Origin of the sequence: Variovorax xiamenensis (assembly GCF_050916385.1) — a bacterium.
In the GTDB taxonomy this organism is placed as follows: Bacteria; Pseudomonadota; Gammaproteobacteria; order Burkholderiales; family Burkholderiaceae_C; genus Variovorax.
Window position 1 is genome coordinate 1,175,281 of sequence record NZ_CP139038.1, and the last position, 24,151, is coordinate 1,199,431.

The window sequence follows — 24,151 nt, forward strand, 5'->3', positions numbered from 1 at the left end:
GCAATGGCTCATTCTCCACTCACCCGTCTTGCCAGATTCACCAGATTCACCCGCCGCGGGCTGCTGCTGGCCACGGCATCGCTCGCCGTGCCCGCCGCCTTCGCCCAGCACGCCGCGCACGACTGGCCGCAACAACCCGTCACGCTCATCATGGGCTTTCCGGCCGGCTCGGGCGTGGACGTGGTGGCCCGCGCCATCCAGGAGCCGCTGTCGAAGCAGCTCGGCAAGCCGGTCATCATCGACTACAAGTCGGGCGCCGCGGGCAACATCGCCAGCGACTACGTGGCCCACTCCAAGCCCGACGGCTACACGCTCTCGTTCGGCACCGCCGCCACGCATGGCAGCAACGCCGCGCTCTACAAGAAGCTGCCGTTCGACGTGGAGGCCGACTTCGTGCCGGTGGCCCCGGTGCTCGACGTGTCGAACGTGCTCACCATCAATCCCGACGTGATCAACGTCAAGACCTTGAAGGAATTCGTCGAGCTGGTCAAGGCCAACCCCGGCAAGTACAACTATGCGTCTACAGGCAACGGCGCCGGCACGCACATGGCCTTTGCCGAGTTCAACTCGCGCCTGGGCCTGAACATGGTGCACGTGCCCTACAAGGGCGGCCCCGAGGCCATCACGTCGGTGGTGCGCGGTGAAACGTGCTGCATCATGAACCAGGTGCAGACCGTGCTGCCGCACTACAAGGCCGGCAAGGTGCGCCTGCTGGGCGTGACCACCGCCACGGCCGTGCCGGCGGTGAAGGAGGTGCCCACCATCGCGTCGAGCGGCCTGCCCGGCACCAAGGGCTTCGACAGCTCGATCTGGTTCGGCATCTTCGCGCCCAAGGGCACCGACCCGCAGATCGTCGACAAGCTCAACGCGGCAGTGAAGGCGGTGCTCGAGACCCCCGAGATCCGCGAGCGCTTCGAGAGCCAGGGGAACACCGTGCGCATCGAGTCGCCGGCGCAGTTCAAGAAGACCGTGCACGACAACCGCGTGAAGTGGGCCGAGGTTGCCAAGGCGGCGAACATCAGCATCGACTGAAGCCTCGGGGGCGTGCACAGGCCGCCGGGTGCTCCCCTCCGCGAATGTCCCCCGGCCTGCGGCCTCCTCCTCTATTTCGCTGCGGGGAGCACCCGACGCGCTGTGCACGGGGCACGCTGTCGGGGCGCTGCCGGCATGGGGGCACGGCCCATCAAAGCGTCTTGGTCAGCGTGAGGATGAAGCGCGCCTTGTTCGGCGAGTAGGTCTGCTTGCCGAAGGCGCCGAAGCCCAGGTCGACACCCGGATTGCTCACTGAAAGGTACGAGCTCTGCTTGTTGGCTCCCTGCACCGAGCCGGCCAGCGACAGGCCGTTGCCGAAGTCGTAGCTCGCGCCCACGTTGTAGTCGACGTAGCTCTTGTAGCCCAGGCTGCGGATGTCGCTCGACATGTTCGTGTAGCCCACGGCCACCTTCAGCGTTACCTTGGGAAAGATCTCCTTGCTGTAGGCCAGGTTCAGGTAGCCGGTGTTGGTGCCCTTCAGGCCCGAGCCGGCCTTGTTGCCGGCGTAGTTGAAGTAGTCCTTCGACACCGTGTGCGAGTACTTCAGCGTGAACGAGCCGATGGTCTCGTCGGTGTAGCCCGCGCTGCCGTAGAGCTCCGTCGTGTTGCCCGACGAGTTGCCCGGATAGATGTACGTGAGCGCGCCCACGTCCATGTCGAAGGGGCCGGCCTTGAATTTGTAGCCGCCGTAGATGTCGCTCTCGATGCTGTTGCCCTTGAGCCAGTTGACGCTGGAGTTCCAGTTGCCCACGTAGAAGCCGCTGTCGCCGAAGGCGTAGTCGAAGCCGCCCTGGATGGCGGGCTTGAACGCGCTGGTCTTGGCATAGTCGTTCTTGCCCAGCATGTCCTGGTCCTGGCCGCGGAACTTGTAGTTGCTGGTGAGTGCCACGTTGCCCGTGAGCTGCGCGCTCGCGAGCATCGGAAGAGCGGAAAGAACAGGAAGGGCGAGCACCGGCAGGGCGGTGCGAAGGATGTTTTTCATCGAAAGAATCGCTGACGTATGGAGGAGCCGGCAGCGTAGGAGCGGGCGCCTAAACGCCGCGTAAAAATCGAGGCCCGCGGCGCAAAAGTTTCATCGAGACGCGGGCCGCGACGGAACTAGGAGGCCTCTTGCCTGGCGGCCGACACCGCGGCGCGTAACGCCAGCAGGTAGCTGTCCACGCCGAAGCCGCAGATCTGCCCCTTGACGATCTCGGCGAAGACCGACTTGTGGCGGAACTCCTCGCGCGCGTGGATGTTCGACATGTGCAGCTCCACCACCGGGCAGGTCAGTATTGCCAGCGCATCGCGGATGCCGTAGCTGTAGTGGGTCCATGCGCCGGCGTTGATCAGCACCGCGTCCTTGCCCTGCTCGAAGGCCTGGTGGATGCGTTCGCACATCGCGCCCTCGCTGTTCGTCTGGTAGCTCTCGACCTCGGCGCCCAGCTCGCGGCCGAGCGCCTGCAGTGCGGCGTCGATCTCTGCCAGCGTGGTCGTCCCGTACTGCTTCGGGTCGCGCTTGCCGAACATGTTGTGGTTGATGCCGTGAAGCATGAGCACGTTCATCGCTGTTTCCTTCCGTGGTGTTGATGGTTTGGTCGGTGACGGTGTCGCCATCAGCGCGATGGCTGCCATGACGCGAGAAGCTCGCGCGCCGCTGTGCACGCTCCAGCCGCGCGCTCCGCGTGCCCGAGCGCCGGGTGGGTGCTGCCGGTCGGCACTTCCACGCCGACGGGTATGTCCCGCGGCAACGCGTCCATGAAAGCCTTCAACGGCAGTTCGCCTTCGCCGGGAAACAGGCGCCCTTCGCGCGCCTCGGCCACGATGCCGGCATCCGTCGGGTCTTTGCGCGGCGCATCGCACAGTTGCACCGAGCCCAGCGCGCTGGCCGGCACTTCCCGCAACATTTCCGCCGTGCCACCGGAGCGGAACAGATGCAGCACGTCGATCAGCAGTCGCCCGTTGGCCCGGCCCGCGCGCTTGACGATTGCGAGCGCCTGCGGCAGCGTGCCGACGATGCGGAAGCGCATGAACTCCAGGTCCACCCCGAGGCCGACGTTCGCCGCGAGATCGCACAGCGCGCCGAAGCGGTCGACGAGGCGACCCGCGTCGGTATCGTCGCCCGACACGTTGATGCGCCTCGCGCCCAGTTCCGCAGCCAGTGCCAGCACCGGAGCGAACTCGCCGATGCGGACCTCGGGCGTGAGCGGAATGAATTCGACGTCGTGGATGCCCACGCCGGCATCTGCCATGCGACGTCGCCACATCGGCACCGTGGCCGCGCTCGGCGGATACGAGACCGCACCGGGCGCGGCGGGAAGGATGCGGATGCCGACGTTCTGGAAGCCGGCCTCGGCCGCAAGGTCGAACAGCTCGGGCGGCGCCACGTCGAGCACCGTCAGGTGGGCAATGGACAGGGGCGTCATTTGTGGAGCACCTGTCCGAGAAAATCGCGCAGCCGCGCGTGCCTCGGGTTCATGAAGAACTCTTCCGGCGGCGCCTGCTCGACGATCTCGCCGCGGTCCATGAAAAGCACTCGGTCGGCCACCGCGCGCGCGAAGCCCATTTCGTGCGTCACGCACAGCATCGTCATGCCTTCCTCGGCCAGGCCGATCATGGTGTCGAGCACTTCCTTCACCATCTCGGGGTCGAGCGCAGAGGTCGGCTCGTCGAAAAGCATGATGCCCGGCGTCATGCACAGCGCCCTGGCAATGGCAACGCGCTGCTGCTGGCCGCCGGAGAGTTGCGCCGGGTACTTCTTCGCATGCTCGGGAATGCGAACGCGCGACAGGTACTTCATCGCCGTGGCTTCGGCTTCGGCCTTGCCCGTGCCGCGCACCTTCATCGGCGCGAGCATGCAGTTCTCCAGCACCGTTAGATGCGGGAACAGGTTGAACTGCTGGAACACCATGCCGACCTCGGCACGCACGGCCTTGACGTTTCTCGCGTCGGCACCGAGGTCGATGCCGCCGACGACGATGCGGCCCTTCTGGTAGGGCTCCAGCCGGTTGATGCAGCGGATGGTCGTCGACTTGCCCGAGCCCGATGGTCCGCAGATGACGATGCGCTCGCCCTTGCGCACCTTCAGGTCGATGTCGGTCAGCACCTGCATCGTGCCGTACCACTTGCTGACCTTTTCCATCGAGATCACGGTTTCCGCGCCGACCGCATGAGGCACGGCGTGGTCCGGGGCGATGCCGGAGTCCTGGGAGGTCATGACTGGCGCCATCACTTCGTCACCACGCGGGGCAGGGCGGCTTCGGTCTCGCCGGAGGCCGGCAGGTCCTTGTCCATCTCCTGCCCGATCCATTTCTTGTAGAGCGCGGGCAGTTCGCCGCTGGCCATCTTGCGCCCGATGAAGTCGTTGATGTAGCCGACCCATTCGCGCTCGCCCGGCCGCACGGTGGCGCCCTGGAAGCCGCGTGCCACCACCAGCTTGACCTCGTACTTGCCGGCGCCCGCGACCTGTGCGATCGGGCCCAGCTGCGAGTTCGCGGCGCCGGCCAGATCCACCTGGCCCGAGAGCAGCGCCTGCACCGCCGCGGCATCGTCGTCGAAGCGCTGGATGGTCGCGCCCGTCCTGGCCTGCGTCACCGACGAGTCCTGCACGCTGCCGCGCGGCACGCCGATGCGCAGGCCCTTCAGGTCGGCGTAGCTCTTCATCGGCGGCGAGCCGGTCTTGCCGATCAGCACCGTCTCGAGATACGAGTAGGGCCGCGAGAACAGCACGACCTTCTGCCGGTCGGCAAGGATCGTGACCACCGCCGTAAGCATGTCGACCTGCCCGGTCAGCAGCGCCGCTGTGCGGTTGGCCACCGTCACCGGCGTGAACTCGGGCTTCACGCCCAGGTCCTTTGCGAGCATTTCCGCGAACTCGATGTCGTAGCCCGTCAGCTTGCCGCCCTTGTCGCTGAAGCCCCAGGGCACCTGGGCCACCTGCGCGCCGATCTTCAGCACGCCGGCCTTTTTGATTTCGGCCACTTTCTGCGCTTGTGCGAGGCCTTGCATTGCCAGCCCCAGCAGCAGCACGAGCGCGGCGCGGCGGATGAATTGTCTGAACATGATTTGTGCTCCTCGGGTGGATGCGGTGGGATCCGCGGTTCTCTGTCTGTCGGAAGGGAATCGAAAAGGGGAGTCAATGACCGGCGGCGAAGCGCCGCTCCAGCCGTGCGCTGTAGCGCGACAGCGGAAAGCAGATCGCGAAGTAGCAGGCCCCCACCAGCCCGAAGGCGAGCAGCGGCTTGTAGGTGATGCTGGAAACCAGCTGGCCCGAGCGCGAGAGTTCGACGAAGCCGATGATGGCCGCCAGCGACGTGCCCTTGATGAGCTGCACCAGGAAGCCGACCGTGGGCGCGAACGACATGCGCAGCGCCTGCGGCAGCACCACGTAGCGCATGCGCGCGCCGTAGCCGAGCCCCAGCGCGGCGGCGGCCTCGGTCTGCCCGCGCGGCACCGCCTGGATGCCGCCGCGCCAGATCTCTCCGAGGAAGGCGCCGGCATGCAGCGTCAGCCCCACGGCCGCGGCCACCCAGACGTTGACCTTCCATCCGAGCACCGGCAATCCGTAGAACACCAGGAACAGCTGCAGCAGCATCGGCGTGCCCTGGAAGAAGTCGATGAAAGCGGCTGCGGTCATGCGCAGCCCCTTTGCGGGCGCCGTGCGCGCCAGCGCCACCAGCAGCCCCGCCAGGCTGCCGCCGATGAAGGCGATGGCGGACAGCGCGAGCGTGGCGCCCAGGCCGGCGGCGACGAGCCAGAACTCGGTCAGCGTGAAGTCGCGGATCATGATCGCCTCCTCACCGTGCGGGGTACGAGAAGTACAGCCGGTCGATCGCCTTGAACACTGTCGAGAAGATCGTCGACATCGCCAGGTACAGCAGTGCTGCGACGATGTAGACCTCGAAGCTGCGGAAGGTGGCCGAGTCGATGTTCTGCGCGACCGATGTCAGCTCCTCGGCCGAGATCGACGAGACGATGCTGGTCGTCAGCAGCAGCATCACGAACTGCCCCGTCAGTGCCGGATAGATCGTGCGCAGCGCGGGCTTGATGACCACGCAGCGCAGCGTCTGCAGGGGGCTCAGGCCGAGCGCCGCGCCGGCCTCGAACTGCCCGCGCGGCACCGACTCGATGCCCGTGCGCAGGATCTCCGCCGAGAAGGCTCCGAGGTTCAGGCTCAGCGCCAGCACCGCGGCTGTGTTCGGCGTGAGGCTGACCCCGAGCGATGGCAGGCCGAAAAAGACGAACAGCACCTGCACCAGGAACGGCGTGTTGCGGATCAGCTCGATGTAGGCCTCGGCGAGCCAGCGTAGCCCTTTCACCGGCGACCGCTTGCCGAGCACGGTCAGCAGGCCCGCGGCCAAGCCTATGGCCACCGACACGGCGGAAAGCCGCAGCGTCAGCCAGCAGCCTTCGGCGAAGGCTTCCCAATGCGGCAGCAGCACCGCGAAGTCGAATGTGTAGCTCATGGCTGTTTGCTCTTGTCTCGTTGAGCGGTTCTTGTTCGATGTCTCTCTCTGTCTCACTGCAGGGGCCTGCGTGAAGGCCCGGCGCCCGCGTCGGGGCGCGTGCGTGTCCTACGAAGGCAGGGTCACGCTGCCTCCGGTGGCTGCCGCCTCCGTCACCGCTAGGGTCGCTTCGAGCGTTCGGAAGCCGTCGAGCGCGGAGCACACCGGCTCTTCGCGGCCCTCGATGAGTGCGGCGAAGTGGCGTATCTGCTCGGTGTACGGGCAGCCGGTGTGCACGGCGGTGCGCTCCTGCGTCAGTGGGTCGTGCCAGCCCTCGGCCGGGCCCTGGTCCTCGCGGTAGCGCCAGAGCTCCAGGCGCGGCAGCGTCAGAGAGCCCTCGGTGCCCGAATAGAAGTGCGCGTTGATGTCCTGGCGCGGAAAGCGCTCCGCCTCTCCCACGCCCAGGTCCCAGTTCCAGGGCGCCACCGCCGTGTCGGACACCGTGACCGTGCCCAGCGCGCCATTGCGGAACCGCAGCACCACCGCGGCCGTGTCCTCGACCTCGAAGCCGCGCACCGCATTCGAGGCCAGCGCCTGCACGCTCTCGATTTCGCCGTAGAGATGGCGCATCAGGTCGATGTCGTGGATCAGGTTGATCAGGATCGGCCCGCCGCCCTGCTGGCGCCGCCACGTCACGTCGAAGTAGTCGCGCGGCTTGAACCAGGTGCACAGCACCGTCGCGCTCACCGGGCGCCCCAGCGTGCCCCCGGCAACGATGGCCCGCGCCCTGCGCATGATCGGGTTGTGGCGGCGCTGGTGGCCCACCAGCACCGGCAGTCCGGTGGCCTTCGACGCCTCGCAGATGCGCCGTCCGTCTTCGAGCGTGTCGGCGATGGGCTTCTCGACCAGCACCGCCGCGCCGCGCTCCAGGCACTCGATGGTGATGCGCGCATGCGTCGCGTTCGGCGTCGCGACGACCACGCCCCTGGGCATCGTCTCGGCGAGCATCGCGCGATGGTCTGCGAAGCAGGGCACGCCGGCCGAGCGCGCCAGCTCGGCCGCCGCCGGTGTCGGATCGGCGATGCCGACCAGTTCTACGTCGGCGCTGCTCAATGCGCGATCGATGTGGGTCTTGCCGATCAGGCCTGCGCCGATGACCGCGATGGGGAGTTTGCTCATGGACCTTGTCTCGTTGGCTGTAGGAACTGCCGCGGAGTCTAGTAACAACAGAGAGAACTACAATCCGCCTTCTGTTGAACCGGTATCAACAGATCGTTGATAAAAAAGCCATGGACCTGAAAGACCTGGAAGTGTTCTGCGAGGCCGCCCGGCGCTCCAGCTTCGCTGGTGCCTCCCTCGAGATCGGAACCACGTCGGCGCACATCAGCAAGCGCATCGCCATCCTCGAATCGCAGCTCGGCGTGCGCCTGTTCCACCGCACCACGCGGCGCGTGGTGATCACCGAGGACGGCGAGCGCGCCTACCAGTGGGCGCAGCGCATCCTCGACGACGCCAACGCCATGTCGGAAGCCTTCAGCAGCGCCAAGAAGGAGCCCTCGGGCCCGCTGCGCATCGCCACCAGCCAGCGGCTCGGGCGCGAGCACGTCGCGCCCATCCTGTCGGCACTGGGCAAGCGCTATCCGCGCATCGAGGTCTGGCTGGAGTTGATGGACCGGCGCGTCGACCTGATCACCGAGAACTTCGACCTCGACATCCGCGTGGGCGACCCCACCCAGCCACGGCTCATCGCGCAGCGCATGGTCGAGAGCCGGCGCATCCTCTGCGCCTCGCCCGACTACCTCGCGCAGCACGGCCATCCGAAGACCGTGGCCGAGCTTGCGGAGCACGAGTGCCTGCTGTTCCGCGAGCGCGACCAGCCTTTCGGCAACTGGCGGCTGATGGGTCCCCGGGGCATGGAGGCCGTCAAGGTGACGAGCCGCTTCAGCTCCAACCACAGCGACGTCGTGCGGGGGTGGAGCATCGACGGCAAGGGCATCTGCCTGCTGTCGATCTGGGACGTGGCACAGCCGCTGGTCGAAGGCCGCGTGACGCGCGTGCTGCCCGCGTATCACGAGCCGGCCGACATCTGGGCCATGACCAGCACCCGCACTGCCGGCTCGGCAAAGGTCCGTGTGTGCGTGGAGTTCCTGAAGAAGCAGCTGGCGAACGGGCCGCATGCGCTGAACATCAACCCCGAGGTGCCGCGCGGCTGAGCGCCTTCCTCAGCCGCGGCGCGAGCGCTTCGTGGCCGGCATCGTCATCGCCACCACCCCCGCCACCACGCAGGCCAGCCCGAGCCACGCCGTGGCCGCCAGCGTCTCACCGAGGAACACCACGCCGATCGTCACGCCGATGGGCACGCGCAGATAGGCCTGGGCGGCGGTCGACATCGGCCCCAGCGTCTTGATGAGACGGAAGTAGATCGTGAAGGCCAGCGCGGTCGAGAGCACTGCGAGTGCCAGCACCGCCACCATCGATGCAGAAGAGGGCGAAAGCGTCCACGGCCTGTCGACCACGAGGCTCGCGGGCAGCAGCATCGTGGCGCCGCTGACGAGCGAACCCGCGGCCGGCACCATCGGGTCCAGGCCCTTGAACACGCGGCCGAACATCGCGGCGCAGCCGTAGCAGACGGCTGCGGCCACCAGCCCGAGCTGAGCGAGCAGCGAATGCCCGAGCCCGTTCAGCGCCTCGAAGCCGACGATCAAGCAGATGCCCGCGAGGCCCGCGCCCACGCCGAACATGCGGCGCAGCGTCGGTTTGTCGGAACCGCCGAGGCCCAGCCCCAGCAGGAAGATGAAGATCGGCGAGGTCGAGTTGAGGATGGTCGCCAGCCCCGCATCGACGCTGCGCTCCGCCCATGCGATGAGCGTGAAGGGCAGCACGCTGTTCAGGCAGGCCTGGAGCGCGAAGCGGCCCCACATCGCCGGCTCCTTCGGCAGCTTCACGCCGCGCATGCGCAGTACCGCGAGCAGCAGTGCGCCTGCAATGAGCGTGCGTGCCGCGATCAGCGTGACCGGTGGAATGGTCGCGACGCCGATCTTGATGAAGGTGTACGAGGCGCCCCAGCAGGTGGCGAGCAGCGCGAGCAGTGCCCATTCGAGGGCGAGGCTGGCCTGGGGCTTGTCGATGGAGGAGGGTGTTGATGCGTGCATGGTGCGCCGATCATTCCCTCACCAGCGCGGCCACACTTCGGCCGCGAACGAAGCGTGGATGCCTCAGTGGTCGTGCGCGTGCGGCTTGCTGTTCACGCCGCCGTTCAGCAGCGTCGCCAGGTCGACTTCCTGCTCGGCGGCCGCCCCGGCGATCACGCGCTGCTCCAGCTCGTCCAGGTGCTCCAGCGCCACGGCCAGCGCCTTGTCGAGCGACTTGCCCGTGGCCAGCGCCTCGATGATCTGCTCATGCTCGCGCGGCGCGCAGCTCGCGGCCTCGGCGGAGTCGTACAGCGCCTTGTAGAGCTCGGTGTTCGAAATAAGCCGCTTGATGTACGACAGCAGCTCCTCGCTTTCCGCCATCTGCGCCAGCAGCAGGTGGAAGTCGCCCGCCAGCTTGATCGCGTCCTCGCGCCGGCCTTCCTTGAAGGCCTTCTGTTCCGCCTGCACGTGCTTGCGCAGCGCGGCCACCTGTTCGCGCGAAAGGTTGCCGAACAGCGTGGTCACCAGCCCGGCCTCGACGATGCGGCGCGCGCGGTAGATGCCGCGCATGTCGTCGATGGAAGGGTTGGGCACGAAGGCGCCGCGGTTGTGCTCCAGCACCAGCCGCTTTTCCGACCCGAGCCGCACCAGCACCTTGCGCACCGCGCCGCGCGTGCAGCCCAGCGCCTCGGCCAGCGCGCGTTCGCGCAACGGCGTGCCGGGCCGCAGCTTGCCGCTGAGCAGCGCCTTCGACACGGCGGCGTAGACGCGTTCGTCCACGTTCGCGTCGTCGGCTTCCGTGAGTTCGGGGGAGGGGGCGGTCGCTGGGGTCTTGCGGGCGGCGGAGGGCATAGGCAGCCGGATTATTGCTTGCGCGATGTCGCCTCCGGGTAAGCCCTTGGATTGACTCGCCCGGTCGTGCTCCGTACCATTCGCGCCGTTTGGTTAACCAAAATAAATTGTATGGTTAACCAAAATCACAGAAAATCCCAACCAGAGACATGAATCGAGGCTCTCCATGAAATCCGCCAAATGGCTTGCCGCACTGCCGGTCGCCGCCTTCTTCAGCGGGGGATGGCTGTCCTCCATCGCGCCCACCTTCGTGCTCGGCATGCCCTTCCTGATGGTGTGGAACGTCAGCTGGCTGGTGCTGACCTCGCTGATCATGGTGGTTATCGACCGCGCAGAGGGTGACATCGACGCGTCTTCCTCGGCATCGGCCAACGGAGAAGCGCGATGAACGCCGCGCTCGGAGTCATCGCCCTGTTCGTCGTCGGCGCGCTGGGCCTCGCGGTGCTCGCGCGGCGCGGCCGCACCATGAACCTGGAGCAATGGGCGCTCGGCGGGCGCGGGCTGGGCGCCATCATGGTGTTCCTGCTGATGGCGGGCGAGTCGTTCTCGACCTTCACCTTCCTGGGCGCGAGCGGCTGGTCGTACAGCAAGGGCACGCCGGCCTTCTACATCCTGGCCTACGGCGGGCTGGCCTACCTCATGGCCTTCTGGATGCTGCCGGCCGTCTGGCGCTACGCCACCACGCACAAGCTGGTGTCGTTCTCGGACTTCTTCGCGCACAAGTACGACAGCCGCCCGCTCGGCGTGCTGGTGTCGGTGGTGGCGCTCATGGGCATGGTCGCGTTGCTGACCATCCAGTTGCGCGGGCTGGGCATCATCGTGTCGGAAGCCTCGTACGGCTCCATTGCGCCGCAGGTGGCGATCTGGATCGGCACGCTGGTGATGGTGAGCTACATCCTGTTCTCGGGCATCCACGGCTCGGCCAGCATCGCTATCGTGAAGGACATCCTGATCCTCGCGCTCGCCGTGTTCCTCGGCATCTACCTGCCGTGGCACTACTACGGCGGCGTCGCGCCGATGTTCACCGCCATCCACGCCGCCAACCCCGGCTTCTTCGAGTTCCCGAAGGAGGGCCTGAACCTCACCTGGTACAACTCGACCATCCTGCTGACGGCGCTGGGCTACTACCTCTACCCGTTCAACCTCACCTCGGTGTACGCGGCAAAGAGCGCGAGCGCGGTGCGGCGCAACACCATCCTGATGCCGCTGTACCAGGTGGTCATCGCCTTCCTGTTCCTGGTCGGCTTCGCGGCCATCCTGCAGGTGCCGGGGCTCAAGGGCTCCGACGTCGACCTGGCCCTCTTCGGCCTCGTCAAGCACACCTTCGACCCGTGGTTCGTCGGCGTGATCGGCGGCACGGGCGTGCTCACGGCGCTGGTGCCGGGCTCGATGATTCTGCTGACGGCCTCCACCGTGATCGGCAAGAACGTCTACAAGGAAGGCTTCGCGCCCCACGCTACCGACAAACAGGTCTCGCGCGTGGCGCGCGGCGTGCTGCCGGTGTTCGCGCTGGTGGCGGTGTACTTCGTGCTGCGCGGCGGCACCACCATCGTGGCCGTTGCCATCTTCGCATCGAGCCTGCTCACGCAGCTGCTGCCCTCGCTGCTCTTCAGCCTCAAGAAAAAGCCCTTCGGCAACAAGCACGCCGCCTTCGCGGGCATCCTGGCCGGCGGCGCCGTGCTGGCCTTCATGATGACCACGGGCTCGAACCTCGGTACGCTGTTCCCGGCCGCGCCGGTGGTCTTCAAGTCGCTCAACACCGGGCTGGTGGCGCTGGCGACCAACGCGCTGGTGTTCGTGATCGTCGCGCTCGTCACCCCGCGCACGACGCCGCGCGCCGCCATCGCGCAGCCGGCCTGATGAAGATTTTTTCGAGAAACGGATTCCCACCATGTCATCGCTCCTGATCCGCAACGTGCGCCCCATGGGTGCTTCCCCGGTCGACGTGCGGGTGCAGGACGGACGCATCGCCGAGCTCGGCACCGCGCTGGCAGCGTCTGCCGGCGCCGCCGTCGAGGAAGGCCACGGCGCCTTGCTGCTGCCCGGCCTCGTCGAAGGCCACACCCACCTTGACAAGACGATGTGGGGAATGGACTGGTACCGCAACGAGGTCGGCACGAACCTCACCGACAAGATCGAGAACGAGCGCGCCTTCCGCCACACAAGCGGGCACGACGCGGCCACGCAGTCGCTGGTGCTCGCCAAGGCATTCCTCGCGCTCGGCACCACGCGGCTGCGCACGCACGTCGACGTCGACACGCAGGCCGGCCTGCGCCACCTCGAAGGCACCCTGCGCACGCGCGAGGCGCTGCGCGAGGTGCAGCAGATCCAGGTCGTCGCCTTCCCGCAGTCGGGCCTGCTGGGCCGGCCCGGCACCGCCGAGCTGCTCGACCAGTCGCTGGCGATGGGCGCCGACGTGCTCGGCGGCCTCGACCCCTGCGCCATCGATGGCGACCCGGTGAAGTCGCTCGACGTCCTTTTCAACATCGCCCACAAGCACCAGCGCCCCGTCGACATCCACCTGCACGAGCCCGGCGCCATGGGTGCCTTCTCGCTCGACCTGATCCTGCAGCGCACCGAGGCGCTCGGCATGCAGGGCAAGGTGGCCATCAGCCACGGCTTCTGCCTCGGTGACGTCAGCGAACGCGAGCGCGATGCGTTGCTCGCCCGCATGGCGAAGCTGGGCGTGGTGCTCGTCACCAGCGCGCCGCCTTCGCGCACCGTGCCGCCGCTCATGGCCTGCAGGCAGGCCGGCGTGACAGTGCTCGGCGGCAACGACGGCATCCGCGACACCTGGTCGCCCTACGGCAACCCCGACATGCTCGAGCGCGCCATGATCATCGGCCTGCGCTACAACCTGCGCCGCGACGACGAGATCGAAGTGGCGCTCGACACCGTCACCCACTCCGGCGCGCGCGGCTGCGGCTTCGAGAACTACGGCCTCGTGCCCGGCAACCGCGCCGATCTCGTGCTGGTCGACGCGCAGACCGTCGCGCACGCCGTCGTCTCGCGGCCGGTGCGCAAGCTGGTGGTGGCGGGCGGGCGCGTCGTCGCGCGCAACGGCATGCTGAGCGCCGACCTGGCGGCCTTGTGAAGGCAGGGGGCAAGCACGACGGAGGCATCGCCTTCGCGATCGTCATCGTGCTGGTGGCGCTGAACCTGCGCGCCTTTCTCACGTCGAGCAGCCCGCTGCTCGAACCCATCCGCACTGCGACGGGCATCGGCTTCCATGCCGTGGCGCTGCTGACGGTGCTGCCGATGTTCGCGATGGGCGCCACCTCGCTCTTCGGCGCGGCCGTCGGCCAGCGCATCGGCGCGCGCGGCGGCGTCGCGCTCGGGCTCGTGGCCATCGCCGTGGCTTGCGCCAGCCGCTACGTGGCTGGTGGTGCTGCAGCGCTGCTGTGGAGCGCCGCGCTCGCGGGCGCTGGCGTCGGCCTGGTGCAGGCGCTGATGCCCGGCGTGGTGAAGCAGGCCTACCCGGAACGCATCGGCGTGATGACTGGGCTGTACTCCGCCGCCATCATGGGCGGCGGCGGACTCGGCGCCATGGCCAGCCCGTGGGTTGCGCATGCACTGGGCGGCGACAAGGGACCCGACTGGCACGCAGGCCTCGCGATCTGGGCCCTGCTCGCGACCTTCGCGCTGCTGTACTGGCTCAACATGCGGCGCATCGAAATCACTTCCGTCGCCGAGGCGCCGGGCCTTCGCGGCCTTTCATGGCTGCGCTGCTTCGGGAGCCGCCGCGCATGGCTGCTGGCCGCGTGCTTCGGCCTCATCAACGGCGGCTACACCAGCCTCGTCGCCTGGCTGCCGCACTTCTACGCGCAGCAGGGCTGGACCGCGCAGCAGGGCGGCTCCGTGCTCGCGCTGATGACTGCCGCGCAGGTGGTTTCCGCGCTTGCAATGCCCGCCATCGCACGCAGCCGTGGCCGCGACCTGCGGCCCTGGCTGGTGCTCACGCTCGCCGCGCAACTCGCAGGCTTCTGCGCGCTGACCTTCGACGCGCCCGTGCCGGCAGTCGCCATCGCCGTCGTTCTGGGCTTCGGCCTCGGCGGCGCGTTCTCTCTGTGCATGGTGCTCGCGCTCGACCATCTGCCCGACCCCGCGCAGGCCGGTGCCCTCGCGGGCTTCATGCAGGGCGTCGGCTTCATGATCGCCGCACTCGCGCCCTTCGTCACCGGCTGGGTGCGCGAGCAGACCGGCGGCTTCACGCTCGCGTGGGCCTATCTCGCAGCGGTCGTGGTGGTGCTGCTGCCGCTCATGCTGCGCTTCGACCCGCGCCGCTATGCAGCCGCCACGGCGGGCCTCTTCGTTGCGCGCGGCACTCAAGCCGGCGCACCATCCATCACCGCGCTCGACAGCGCGGCCACCAGAAAGGTCTGAACACGATGTACCAGGAACAGTTCATGCAGCGGGCGATCGCTCTCTCTGCACAGGCGCTGAGCGAGCCCGGCACCGAGCCCTTCGGTGCCGTCGTCGTGAAAGACGGCGTGATCGTCGGCGAAGGCTTCAACCATTCCGTCGCGCACCACGACCCGACATCGCATGGCGAAGTCGAAGCGATCCGCGATGCATGCCGCAAGCTCGGCACCGTCAACCTGCAGGGCTGCGAGCTCTACACCTCGTGCGAGCCCTGCGCCATGTGCGTGGCGGCGATGCACATCGCGGGCATCGCGAAGCTGTACTACGCGGCTTCGCTTGCGCAGTCGGGCAAGGCTTTCGAGGGCGTGACGGTGGCGGCCCGGCATCCGATCGATGTGGAGGCGCTGCGCGCCGAGGCTGGTGCGGCGCTTGCGCAGCGCAGCTTGCCTGCGGAGCAGAAGATGGATCGCGAGGCAGTGGAGATTCTTTCGGATTGGGCTGCGACGCGCAGAGGTTCCTGAGCGGCCTGCGACGGCCACTTGGTCAGCGAGTAGCCGGGGGTGTATGCAGTGGATCACCAAGTTGGCATGTGCATTCGTGCGGACAAGCCGGCAGGAAGTCGAGCTGCACTCCAAGAACTCGCGGGTCTTCGGCAGCACTGCTCGCAAGCGAGCTGGGGTCTGCAACATAGCTGCTTTTCGGGAGTGAGACTCTGGCGCTGAAATGCAGATCTTCTCGAAGAACGCGAGCTACATTGCGCGCCCGCTCCAGACCCAGGCCTTTGGGATCGTGGTCTCGCTCTTCCGGGTTGACTGATGCTCCGATGTAGATCGCCTCATGGTTGGCGTATCGCGCCCGAAGTTCCTGCATCCAGACGCGAAGCTTCAGGGTCTGGTCGGCGGTTACCGTCGCAGAGTCGCGATCGAAGTACACATAGAAGACCTTGATGGGGCTGCATGCGAGCACGGCGGCCGGGCTGAGCATTGCGAAGGTCAGAGCCAAGGCTCCCAGGAATCGAAGGTGCTTGATCACGATATGCCTCAACCGGTAACGCCGAGGATATAGGACGCGAGACTGTCCGCATTGAAGCGAGACCGGGCATCTTTCGCGTGCTCTCTCGACCGCGTTGTTCCGTACCAGGTGTCATTCGAAGAAAAGGTGTCATCAAAATGGGTCACCTCATGCACCAGCGCCAACAGCCTAGAGTCACCATCCATCACCGCGCCCGTGTCGAAGTTGGTTTTGTTGTCGAACTCGAAATTGCAGAAGATGGGCGCGATTGCAATGGTGCGGGTGGCTGTATCAGGCTTGCACACTGCCGCAGCGGCGCCATTCATGCTTGCCAGGACGCAAGTCGCGATCTTGCCTCCCTCTATGTATCGAATGAAGTTCTTCGGCTCCAGTTCTTGGAGCACAAGAGCGCATGCGGCCAAACCCTTTTGCAGATGCTCCCGAATGCTCTGGTCAGCCGTGCCGAACCACTCGGTTGCTCGCGCCTGGGCCTCCTTGTCCCAGCGCGCCAATTCAGGGAGCCGTCTTTTCACGATGTAGTCGACCGCCATATCTCGCAGCTTTATCACCAAGACGGCGAACTCCCTGTTCGTCATGTTCGAGCAGATTCTTTCGGTCTGCTCGGCTTCGGGTGGGTGAGTGACATGCTCGTCCACCGCCTGCTTCAAGGCGGCGATCTCTCCGGCAGGCCAGGTGGTCGCGATCGTGGGCGTTGCCGTGGCATGGTGCGCCCCGTCGTCATAAGTCGACGTGTGTTGCAGGGTGGCGCGCAATGGTTGCGGTGCCACGCAGTGGCAAACCACGACGTCTCCTTCCAGAGCAGCTTCCGAAATGAACTCCGGGCGCCGTGGCCCTCCGGCCTTGACGATGATGCCCACGCTGTTGCAGCCCTCGCAGTAGGCTCGGCCACCGATCAGTGCGATCCGGTGCCCATGCAGATCAAAAAGGGCGCCGTCGTAGGGCAACACCCGGCCACCGGAGACCGGCGGATCTCCGACCACAAGAATCTTTCTTTCCATTGAATACGCTCCCGTCGTGTGACGGTGCGTTGTATGGGGCTGGGCGCGCTAACACTGTTGTCTATCGTCAACCGCCCAGGAATTTCTCACGGATGGAACGAGTTCCACATTGACGCTGATTTCCTGCGCTGCCTTTCAGGCGCATAGAGCGTCGCGACGCGTCATCTGAATTCACGACGATGTTGTTACTCACCATTCCGCCAACCTCTGAATAGAGTGACCTCACGGCGCCACACGCGGCGCACCACGAGGAGTCGGCAATGTTCATCACGAGAAGCAGCGGCAGCGCGACAAGGCGGCCTTCCGCCAAGGTCGCGCGTGCGCTCGAAATCCATCGAAGCGTCGTGGCGTGCAACGCGCACATCGCGCGCGGCAGCGACAGCACCCACGCACTCACCGCAGCGCTGATGCTGCCTTGCTACAAGACCGAATTCCGCAACCTCGTACTCGCATTGACCTCCGACGAAGAGCGCGAACTTAGGTACGCGCTCGATGCGCTTTGCGATTGCGCCGCATGAAGAAGAGAACCTTCGCGCCAATTTCCGGCGCTCGAGGTTTCATTCCGAATGCTTGCGCGGCTTGCGGAATTACAGAGTTGGATTGAACGGGATTCCACTCGTAGCGGCAAACATGCCGAGCGCCCAGACTCCGCTTCCCCGGCCGGGAAGTCATTTCATGGAAGTCATTTCTCTTGAAAGGAGTTGGCAATGGCGGAAAAGCAGAAATTCACCATCCTCTCGTTCGTTGGCGGTGGCATACGGGGCCTGATGTCCGTCACCATCCTGAACAAGCTGTACACGAAGTACCCGCAGATCATCGACAACACCGACCTCATCGCCGGATGCTCGACGGGCTCGATCATCACCAGCGAGCTGCTCGCGGGAACGAAGCCGCAGGACCTCATCACCTTCTTCACCACGAAGGAGATCGACTTCTACAACAAGATGAACTCGGACCCGAACGTGCCCGCGTACTCGATCGACGAGGTCTTCGCCTCGCAGCTCAAGTTGCACCCCACGGCGAAGGTGTCCGACCTCGGGCGCTGCGCGCTGTTCGTGTCGTTCAACGTCGGCGGTGCCGCGCTGAAGGACGGCGTGAAAACGCCGACGCCGTGGGAGCCGGTCATGTACACGAACATGATCGCGGACCACGGCGACGTGCTGGTCGCGAAGGCGGCCACGTCCAGCGGCGCGATGCCGGGGCAGCTGGGCTCGTACGAAGGCAACATCGACGGCGCCTTCTTCAACCACGATCCGACGGTTGCCGCCATCGCGCTGGCCGTGAAGGCCGGGTACGCGCTGGAGGACATCACGGCCATCACCATCGGCACCGGCCTCATGTACGACTGGATCGCGAGCGACACCCACAACTGGGGCGCCAACCAGTGGATGACCGGTACGCCCAATCCGTTCAACGTCACGCCGCCCTTTCTCATGAACCAGTCCACGCCCGGGCCGGTGCTAGACGCGAGCCTCAGCGGCACGTCGGCACAGATCATGCCCATGCTCGCCGGATTCCTGCTGGGCGACCGCTACGCGAACATCAACCCGACGCTGCCGTTCTTCATTCCGGAGAACACCACCTACCCGCAGGCCATCGACCTGCTGCAGGCCAAGGGCAAGTCGGCCGACACCGCGAAGGCCGAAGCGCTGCTCCAGGCCTACTGGGTGAACCATTCGCTCGGTCCCGTCGCGCCCCCCGCAAACGCCTCCGCCAATCGCGCGTGAGCGGCACCCCCGAACGCATTTCTGAAACAGGAGGAACGATGTCGATCATTGAAGAGAACACTGCCGAAGCAGCCGCCGGCGTCCTGGACTCGCAGGACCTCGGCCCGCATGTCATCCAGCAATTGCTGCCCACCCGCTACGTGCTCGATGTGGACGGCGGCAGCACGAAAGAAGGCACCGCGGTCATCTCGTGGACGCGCAAGTCGGACAAGGGCAGCACCAACCAGCAATGGATGTTCGTTCCCGCCGGAGGGAACAACCCGGGATGGTGGTATCTGCAGACGAACATGGGCACTGGCCTCGTGATGACCGTGGTACCCAAAGGCATCGTCCCAGTGCCTCCACCCACACCCATCGTGATGATGAAGAGGGGTGCTGTTGCCGACAGCAGCCTGCAGCTCTGGTGCCTGCTGCCCACCGAGAAACTCGGCTACTGGTACATCCAGAACAAGAGCGGTGCGAGCAACTCGGCGACGCCGATGATCCTGACGCTCGACGGCGACAAGACCGCTGCGCGTGCAGTGCTTGGCGCCATCAGCTTCACCGGGTTTGAAACCCAGGCCTGGGGGTTTGCGCCGGCGTAGTCGCAGCAGCACGCAGAGCAGTCAGTCCCAGGCCGGCGACAGACCGGCCGGGTCCGTCAGGCGCTCATTGCGGTCGAGCGCCGCGATCTGCGCCATCTCGGCGTCCGTCAGCTTCAGCTGCAGCGCCTTCAGGTTGCCCTCGAGGTTCGCGCGCTTGGTGGACGACGGAATCACCGCGTAGCCCAGCTGCATGGCCCATGCCAGCACCACCTGCGCGGTGGTCGCGCCGTGCGCCTTGGCAATCGCCTCGATCACCGGGTCGTTGATGACCTTGCCGTAGGCCAGCGTCATGTAAGAAGTGATGTGGATGCCCGCGCTCTTCGCGAATTCAGCCACCTTGCGGTTCTGCAGGTAGGGGTGCAGCTCGATCTGGTTGGTGGCGATGTTCTGCGCGCCCACGGCCGCGATGGCTTCCTTCATCAGCGCGATGTTGAAGTTCGACACGCCGATGTGCTTCGTGAGCCCCAGCGCCCTGGCTTCGGCCAGCGCGCCCATGAACTCGGCCACCGGCACCGCGTTGCCGGGCGAGGGCCAGTGGATCAGCGTCAGGTCCACATGGTCGGTGCGCAGCTTCGCGAGGCTGTCCTTCAGGCTGGGCACCAGCTTGCTCTTGGCGTAGTTGTCGGTCCAGATCTTGGTGGTGATGAAGAGGCTCTCGCGGGCCACGCCGCTTTCGGCAATCGCCTGGCCCACCTCGGCCTCGTTGCCGTAGATCTGCGCCGTGTCGATGGTGCGGTAGCCCACGTCGAGGCCGTTCTTCACCGAGTCGATGACCACCTGGCCCTTCAGGCGGAAGGTGCCGAGGCCGAAGGCGGGAACGGGGTTCTTCGTGACGTTCGTGTTCATGGTGTCGTCCTTGTGCGTTGAAAAGAGAGAAGAAGAAAAAGAAGAGAGGAAGGGGAGGTCAGTGCCCGACCGGCACCGGCCCCGAAGCCCGCACCGGAATGCCGGCACGGCGGTCGAGCGTTCCGCTCCATTGCGTGAGGGCCAGCGACACCAGCACCACCAGTGCGCCAATCCACGGCGTGTGCATCAGCCCCAGGTGGGTCACGATCAGCCCACCGGCCCAGGCCGCGCCGGCAATGCCCAGGTTGAAGGCCGCGATGTTCAGGCCCGAGGCCACGTCCACCGCCTGCGGCGTGAAGCGCTCGGCCTGCTTCACCACGTACACCTGCAGCCCCGGCACGTTGCCGAAAGCCACCGCGCCCCACATCAGCACCGCGAGCAGGGCCAGCCACTTGTGCGGCGCCGCGAAGTTGAAGAGCAGCAGCACCGCGGCCAGCAGCGCGAAGATGATCTTCAGCGCCGGAATCGGGCCCTTGCGGTCGGCCAGCTTGCCGCCCCAGATGTTGCCCACCGCCACCGACACGCCGTAAACCAGCATCACCCAGCCCACGGCGCCAGCGCTGAAGCCCGACACCTCCGTGAGGATCGGCGCGAGGAACGTGAACGGAATGAACGAGCCGCCGTAGCCGATGGCCGTCTTCGCATACACCAGCAGCAGGCGCGGCTCGGCCAGCACTTTTGCTTGCTGCGCCAGCGAGGCCGGCGGCGTGTGGCGGATGTTGCCGGGCACGAAGACCCAGCTGCCGACGAACGCGACCACGCCCAGGGCAGACACGGCCAGGAAAGTCTCGCGCCAGCCGAAGTGCTGCCCGATGAACGTGCCCAGCGGCACGCCCGTGACCAGCGCCACCGTGAGGCCCGTGAACATGATCGCGATGGCGCTCGCCGCCTTTTCCTTCGGCACCAGGCCGGTGGCGATCGTCGAGCCGATGGAGAAGAACACCCCGTGCGCCAGCCCCGTGAGCACGCGGGCGGCAATCAGCGATTCATAGCTCGGCGCCTTCCACGCCAGCAGATTGCCGAGCGTGAACAGCGCCATCAGCCCGAGCAGCAGCGCCTTGCGCGGCAGCTTGCCCGTGAGCGCGGTGAGCACCGGCGCGCCAATGGCGACGCCCAGCGCGTAGAGGCTGACCAGCACGCCGGCGGAGGGGAGGCCGATGTTGAGGTCGGCAGCGACTGTGGGGATGAGGCCAACGATGACGAACTCTGTCGTTCCGATGGCGAAGGCGCTGAGGGTCAGCGCCAGTAGGGCGATGGGCATGAGGGCACTCCTTCTGGGATGTAGAGGAGTGTCTTGTGGTTATCTTTGCGGATAAATAGAGGATTAGGAAGAAGATATTTGCTTTCTAGTCAAAAGTAGGTGCTGCCTGGTATGGTTGCCAATCGGCCCTCCGCTAGCGTGCAGAGTCGTCATATCCGGTGTTCTCACAGCAGCGATACATAGGAGGAAGGCCTGGGTGCCGGCGCGGCTTGTGCGCTAGGGCTGCTGGAGGACGCTGAAAGGATCTGGTCTAACATCCGGACACAAAGCCTAGGAGGAGATCCAGTTGGAGTCATCCCGCCACCCCACCTTTCGTTCGAGGCGACGACGCGATAGCGCAGCACCATGCGCAGTGATGCCGTCGTCACCGGACGCAAGATCGCGAATTCTTTGCTTCGCGTTCGGACAATGTGGGTCTCTCTCCTTAGCGTTCGATCTAGTGTTCGCGCCCGAGCCAAATCCGCTGCGCAGGAGGGCTTCTTGACCCAACGATTGCGCTTCTTGCTCGACACAAACGTGTTGATACCGCTGCAGGATTCGTTTCAAGTTTTGGAACAGAATCTCGCGAATTTCGTTCGCTTGGCGAGTGTCGGGGGGCATCCGTTGCTCTACCACCCCGCAACAATCACCGATCTCGAACGTGATGTCGACGAACGTCGCCGTGAGCGCAGTCTGCAGCGCATCAAGCAGTACCCAGCGTTGGAGAGTGTGGCTCCCTGCCCTTGGAATACACCCACCACAAACGCAAACGACGCATGCGATAACGAAATTCTCTATGCGCTCGAGTGCGATGCTGTGCATGCACTTGTCACGGAGGATCGACGCATCCATGCCAAGGCCCGAGTTCGTGGCCTTAGTGATCGTGTCTACACGATCCAGACAGCGGAGGACTGGCTTCGGCGCTTGCATGAACCCCGCCAAGTCTCTCTGCCGAACATCCAAGATGTGCCTCTTCACAGTCTGACGCCACTGTTGGCCTCCACGTTCTTCGATAGTCTGCGAGAAGGCTACGGCGGATTTGATGATTGGTTTCGCCGCAAGGCACGAGAGAACCGCATGGCGTGGGTCTACCGAGACGAAAGTGAAACCCTAGCTGCGATATGTGTTTACGCCTCGCAAACCGATGAGAGGATTAATGAGGCCGGTGAGCAACTTGCTGGCCACGCGCTGAAGCTCTGTACCTTCAAGGTAGGCGAGACTGTCAGAGGTCGAAAAATCGGTGAGCTTTTTCTCAAGGCGGCGTTTCGTTTCGCCACGGAGAATGCTTGTGAGCACGTATTTATTCATGCTGATCCGGAGCGGCACGACTACTTGATTCGCCTGCTACAGGACTTTGGTTTTGAAGAGCGTGGACAGTACGCTGGCGATCTGGTGCTGGTTAAGCCACATCCCCAAGTTGCTCCTACTTGGGACACACTGCCACCACTCGACTACACGCGCCGCTTCTTTCCCCACTTCCGAAAAGACGGCTCTGTTCAGAAGTTCCTGATTCCGATCCAACCACCATTTCACGAAACCCTTTTTCCAGACTACAAGTCTCAGCAGCAGCGGCTCTTTGGCGTCATCGGCAACGTCGGCAATGCGATCAAGCTGGCTTATCTTTGCCATGCGCAAACCAATGCGATCCATCCAGGCGACGTTGTACTTTTCTATCGCACGGAAGACGAGAAAGCTGTGACATCCATCGGAGTGGTGGATCGGTTCGAAATCTTGAATGACGCGGCGAAAATCGCTAGCTTGGTTAGCCGTCGTACTGTCTACGCGCTCGAAGAGATCGAAGCAATGGCCAATCGAAAAACCAAAGTAATCCTCTTCCGGCTGGTGGAACACCTACCGCATGCTGTTTCCTATGACCGTCTCATCCATGAGCACGTAGTCACTGGCCCGATTCAATCCATTCGTAAAGTTTCCGATGTCGCTTTTTCTCGAGTGCTCGCCGCCGCAGGTCGGTAGAGCCATCTTGTTGTCGATCAAACCAAAATATTCAGATCTCATTCTGTCTGGCGAGAAGCGCGTTGAGTTTCGGCGAGCATGGGCCGCGGAGGAGGTAAAACTCATCGCTATTTATGCGAGTTCTCCAGTACAGCGAATTGTTGCTCTTGTCGAAGTTGAAGATGTGATCAGGGGATCATCCACTGCGCTATGGAGCTACTGTGTAGAGAGAGGAGGGGCGTTGACTCGGCGTGAGCTCTTCGACTATTTCGAGGGGAAAAAGCAGGGATGTGCGATTCTGTTGGGTGCAGTACGAAAGCTGAACAGACCTCTCGATCCCAGATCACTGCTCAAGGAATTTACACCGCCGCAGTCTTTCCGATATCTCACGTTGACCGAGCTCGAGAAAATCGAGAAAAAGACTGCAACTGATAAAGGCTCAGCATGACGATCTTTATCGCGGGCGTCCATGGTGTCGGTAAGACATACTTGGCAAAGCAGGCTACTCTTCGACTCGGACTGAAGTACGCGACTGCTAGCCAATTGATTAGAGAGGAGCGGGGGCACACCTCTTGGAATTCCAGCAAGCAGGTCGATGAAGTCGCGGCTAATCAGGCGGCGCTGGTCGCTGCGGTGACTCGAATCAAGGCTGATAAACAAGCACTAGTTCTGGACGGTCACCTCGTTCTGAGAAAAGACGTCGGTCAACACCTGCGACTGCCTGATTCGGTTTTTCACGATCTCGGTTGCACCTCCATCATCTTGCTAGCGTGCCCAACTCCCGTCGTCTTGGAGCGACTTGTGGCCAGAGGGGATAACAGCTGGGATGAGGCCGAGATGGCCTCCTTCGCTAGGGCTGAGGCTGAACACGCTGCGTTTGTTGCGAGCTCGCTTCGAATTCGGTTGATAGAGCTGAAATCCCCTTCGATAGATGAGTTCGATGAGGCGCTGAAGCAAGTGTTGTAGACGTG

Annotated in this window: 27 protein-coding genes; 13 read left to right on the forward strand and 14 right to left on the reverse strand. The window is 64.9% G+C overall.

Annotated features, from left to right (window positions below; translation table 11 throughout):
• Positions 1–3: 3 nt before the first annotated feature.
• Complete coding sequence (locus tag SFB74_RS05025) at positions 4–1,032, forward strand: Bug family tripartite tricarboxylate transporter substrate binding protein (RefSeq protein ID WP_432729653.1); 1,029 nt, start codon at positions 4–6, stop codon at positions 1,030–1,032.
• Positions 1,033–1,183: 151 nt separating this feature from the next.
• Here SFB74_RS05025 and SFB74_RS05030 read toward each other — a convergent pair whose 3' ends face one another.
• The 8 genes from SFB74_RS05030 to SFB74_RS05065 all read right to left on the reverse strand — a co-directional run bounded on the left by SFB74_RS05030 (position 1,184) and on the right by SFB74_RS05065 (position 7,634).
• Complete coding sequence (locus SFB74_RS05030; RefSeq protein WP_432729654.1) at positions 1,184–2,014, reverse strand: TorF family putative porin; 831 nt, start codon at positions 2,012–2,014, stop codon at positions 1,184–1,186.
• Between the two features lie 116 nt (positions 2,015–2,130).
• Positions 2,131–2,577, reverse strand: a complete 447-nt coding sequence (gene aroQ / locus SFB74_RS05035; RefSeq protein WP_432729656.1) for a type II 3-dehydroquinate dehydratase — start codon at positions 2,575–2,577, stop codon at positions 2,131–2,133.
• 50 nt (positions 2,578–2,627) lie between these two features.
• Positions 2,628–3,437, reverse strand: coding sequence for a sugar phosphate isomerase/epimerase family protein (locus tag SFB74_RS05040; RefSeq protein ID WP_432729657.1), 810 nt, complete (start codon positions 3,435–3,437; stop codon positions 2,628–2,630).
• Entirely contained in the window at positions 3,434–4,153 is a 720-nt protein-coding gene (locus SFB74_RS05045; RefSeq protein ID WP_432731881.1) for an amino acid ABC transporter ATP-binding protein, read from the reverse strand. Before SFB74_RS05045 ends, SFB74_RS05040 begins: the two co-directional genes overlap by 4 nt.
• Positions 4,154–4,239: 86 nt before the next feature.
• Positions 4,240–5,073 (reverse strand): transporter substrate-binding domain-containing protein, encoded by an 834-nt coding sequence (locus SFB74_RS05050; protein ID WP_432729658.1) that lies wholly within the window; start codon positions 5,071–5,073, stop codon positions 4,240–4,242.
• 73 nt (positions 5,074–5,146) lie between these two features.
• A complete protein-coding gene (locus tag SFB74_RS05055) occupies positions 5,147–5,794 on the reverse strand; it encodes an amino acid ABC transporter permease (RefSeq protein WP_420824214.1) in 648 nt (215 codons plus the stop codon).
• Positions 5,795–5,807: 13 nt separating this feature from the next.
• A complete protein-coding gene (locus SFB74_RS05060; protein WP_432729660.1) occupies positions 5,808–6,476 on the reverse strand; it encodes an amino acid ABC transporter permease in 669 nt (222 codons plus the stop codon).
• Between the two features lie 108 nt (positions 6,477–6,584).
• The gene (locus SFB74_RS05065) at positions 6,585–7,634 is read right to left on the reverse strand and encodes a Gfo/Idh/MocA family protein (RefSeq protein WP_432729661.1); all 1,050 of its coding nucleotides are present in this window, start codon (positions 7,632–7,634) and stop codon (positions 6,585–6,587) included.
• A gap of 110 nt (positions 7,635–7,744) precedes the next feature.
• Here SFB74_RS05065 and SFB74_RS05070 point away from each other — a divergent pair, with 110 nt between their 5' ends.
• Positions 7,745–8,668: a LysR family transcriptional regulator gene (locus tag SFB74_RS05070; RefSeq protein ID WP_432729662.1), complete on the forward strand. Its 924-nt coding sequence runs from the start codon at positions 7,745–7,747 to the stop codon at positions 8,666–8,668.
• 9 nt (positions 8,669–8,677) lie between these two features.
• On the opposite strand, the gene SFB74_RS05075 is transcribed toward SFB74_RS05070, so the two are convergent.
• Together SFB74_RS05075 and SFB74_RS05080 are read right to left on the reverse strand one after the other, a co-directional pair.
• Complete coding sequence (locus SFB74_RS05075; protein WP_432729664.1) at positions 8,678–9,607, reverse strand: DMT family transporter; 930 nt, start codon at positions 9,605–9,607, stop codon at positions 8,678–8,680.
• A gap of 63 nt (positions 9,608–9,670) precedes the next feature.
• Positions 9,671–10,438 carry a GntR family transcriptional regulator gene (locus tag SFB74_RS05080; RefSeq protein ID WP_432729666.1) on the reverse strand — a complete coding sequence of 256 codons (768 nt, stop codon included), beginning with the start codon at positions 10,436–10,438 and terminating at the stop codon, positions 9,671–9,673.
• A gap of 166 nt (positions 10,439–10,604) precedes the next feature.
• On the opposite strand from SFB74_RS05080, the gene SFB74_RS05085 reads away from it, so the two are divergent.
• From SFB74_RS05085 to SFB74_RS05105, 5 genes are read left to right on the forward strand one after another with little or no spacing between them, the layout of a single operon-like run.
• Positions 10,605–10,826: a DUF3311 domain-containing protein gene (locus SFB74_RS05085; protein WP_432729668.1), complete on the forward strand. Its 222-nt coding sequence runs from the start codon at positions 10,605–10,607 to the stop codon at positions 10,824–10,826.
• On the forward strand, positions 10,823–12,298 hold the full coding sequence (locus SFB74_RS05090; protein WP_093197052.1) for a sodium:solute symporter family protein: 1,476 nt from the start codon (positions 10,823–10,825) through the stop codon (positions 12,296–12,298). The genes SFB74_RS05085 and SFB74_RS05090 overlap by 4 nt, the downstream gene beginning before the upstream one ends.
• A 31-nt stretch (positions 12,299–12,329) precedes the next feature.
• Entirely contained in the window at positions 12,330–13,532 is a 1,203-nt protein-coding gene (locus SFB74_RS05095) for an amidohydrolase family protein (RefSeq protein WP_432729670.1), read from the forward strand.
• Positions 13,529–14,821, forward strand: a complete 1,293-nt coding sequence (locus SFB74_RS05100) for a cyanate transporter (protein ID WP_432729673.1) — start codon at positions 13,529–13,531, stop codon at positions 14,819–14,821. Before SFB74_RS05095 ends, SFB74_RS05100 begins: the two co-directional genes overlap by 4 nt.
• A 5-nt stretch (positions 14,822–14,826) precedes the next feature.
• Positions 14,827–15,321, forward strand: a complete 495-nt coding sequence (locus SFB74_RS05105; RefSeq protein WP_432729675.1) for a nucleoside deaminase — start codon at positions 14,827–14,829, stop codon at positions 15,319–15,321.
• A 22-nt stretch (positions 15,322–15,343) separates the two neighbouring features.
• Here SFB74_RS05105 and SFB74_RS05110 read toward each other — a convergent pair whose 3' ends face one another.
• Together SFB74_RS05110 and SFB74_RS05115 are read right to left on the reverse strand one after the other, a co-directional pair.
• The gene (locus SFB74_RS05110) at positions 15,344–15,832 is read right to left on the reverse strand and encodes a hypothetical protein (protein WP_432729676.1); all 489 of its coding nucleotides are present in this window, start codon (positions 15,830–15,832) and stop codon (positions 15,344–15,346) included.
• A gap of 8 nt (positions 15,833–15,840) precedes the next feature.
• Entirely contained in the window at positions 15,841–16,830 is a 990-nt protein-coding gene (locus tag SFB74_RS05115) for a M35 family metallo-endopeptidase (RefSeq protein WP_432729677.1), read from the reverse strand.
• Between the two features lie 260 nt (positions 16,831–17,090).
• Here SFB74_RS05115 and SFB74_RS05120 point away from each other — a divergent pair, with 260 nt between their 5' ends.
• The 3 genes from SFB74_RS05120 (at position 17,091) to SFB74_RS05130 (ending at position 19,141) form a co-directional block, all read left to right on the forward strand.
• Positions 17,091–17,348 carry a hypothetical protein gene (locus tag SFB74_RS05120; protein ID WP_432729679.1) on the forward strand — a complete coding sequence of 86 codons (258 nt, stop codon included), beginning with the start codon at positions 17,091–17,093 and terminating at the stop codon, positions 17,346–17,348.
• A 189-nt stretch (positions 17,349–17,537) separates the two neighbouring features.
• Positions 17,538–18,557, forward strand: a complete 1,020-nt coding sequence (locus SFB74_RS05125; protein ID WP_432729682.1) for a patatin-like phospholipase family protein — start codon at positions 17,538–17,540, stop codon at positions 18,555–18,557.
• A 38-nt stretch (positions 18,558–18,595) separates the two neighbouring features.
• Positions 18,596–19,141 (forward strand): RICIN domain-containing protein, encoded by a 546-nt coding sequence (locus tag SFB74_RS05130; RefSeq protein WP_432729685.1) that lies wholly within the window; start codon positions 18,596–18,598, stop codon positions 19,139–19,141.
• 21 nt (positions 19,142–19,162) lie between these two features.
• Here the strand turns inward: SFB74_RS05130 and dkgB are convergent, their stop codons facing one another.
• Positions 19,163–19,987 carry a 2,5-didehydrogluconate reductase DkgB gene (gene dkgB / locus SFB74_RS05135; RefSeq protein ID WP_432729687.1) on the reverse strand — a complete coding sequence of 275 codons (825 nt, stop codon included), beginning with the start codon at positions 19,985–19,987 and terminating at the stop codon, positions 19,163–19,165.
• Positions 19,988–20,045: 58 nt separating this feature from the next.
• Positions 20,046–21,248: an MFS transporter gene (locus SFB74_RS05140; protein ID WP_432729689.1), complete on the reverse strand. Its 1,203-nt coding sequence runs from the start codon at positions 21,246–21,248 to the stop codon at positions 20,046–20,048.
• 480 nt (positions 21,249–21,728) lie between these two features.
• On the opposite strand from SFB74_RS05140, the gene SFB74_RS05145 reads away from it, so the two are divergent.
• The 3 genes from SFB74_RS05145 to SFB74_RS05155 are packed head-to-tail and all read left to right on the forward strand — an operon-like array spanning position 21,729 to position 24,146.
• Positions 21,729–23,201 carry a GNAT family N-acetyltransferase gene (locus SFB74_RS05145; RefSeq protein WP_432729690.1) on the forward strand — a complete coding sequence of 491 codons (1,473 nt, stop codon included), beginning with the start codon at positions 21,729–21,731 and terminating at the stop codon, positions 23,199–23,201.
• Positions 23,161–23,628, forward strand: coding sequence for an ASCH domain-containing protein (locus tag SFB74_RS05150; protein WP_432729692.1), 468 nt, complete (start codon positions 23,161–23,163; stop codon positions 23,626–23,628). The genes SFB74_RS05145 and SFB74_RS05150 overlap by 41 nt, the downstream gene beginning before the upstream one ends.
• A complete protein-coding gene (locus tag SFB74_RS05155; RefSeq protein ID WP_432729694.1) occupies positions 23,625–24,146 on the forward strand; it encodes an ATP-binding protein in 522 nt (173 codons plus the stop codon). The genes SFB74_RS05150 and SFB74_RS05155 overlap by 4 nt, the downstream gene beginning before the upstream one ends.
• Positions 24,147–24,151: the final 5 nt, after the last annotated feature.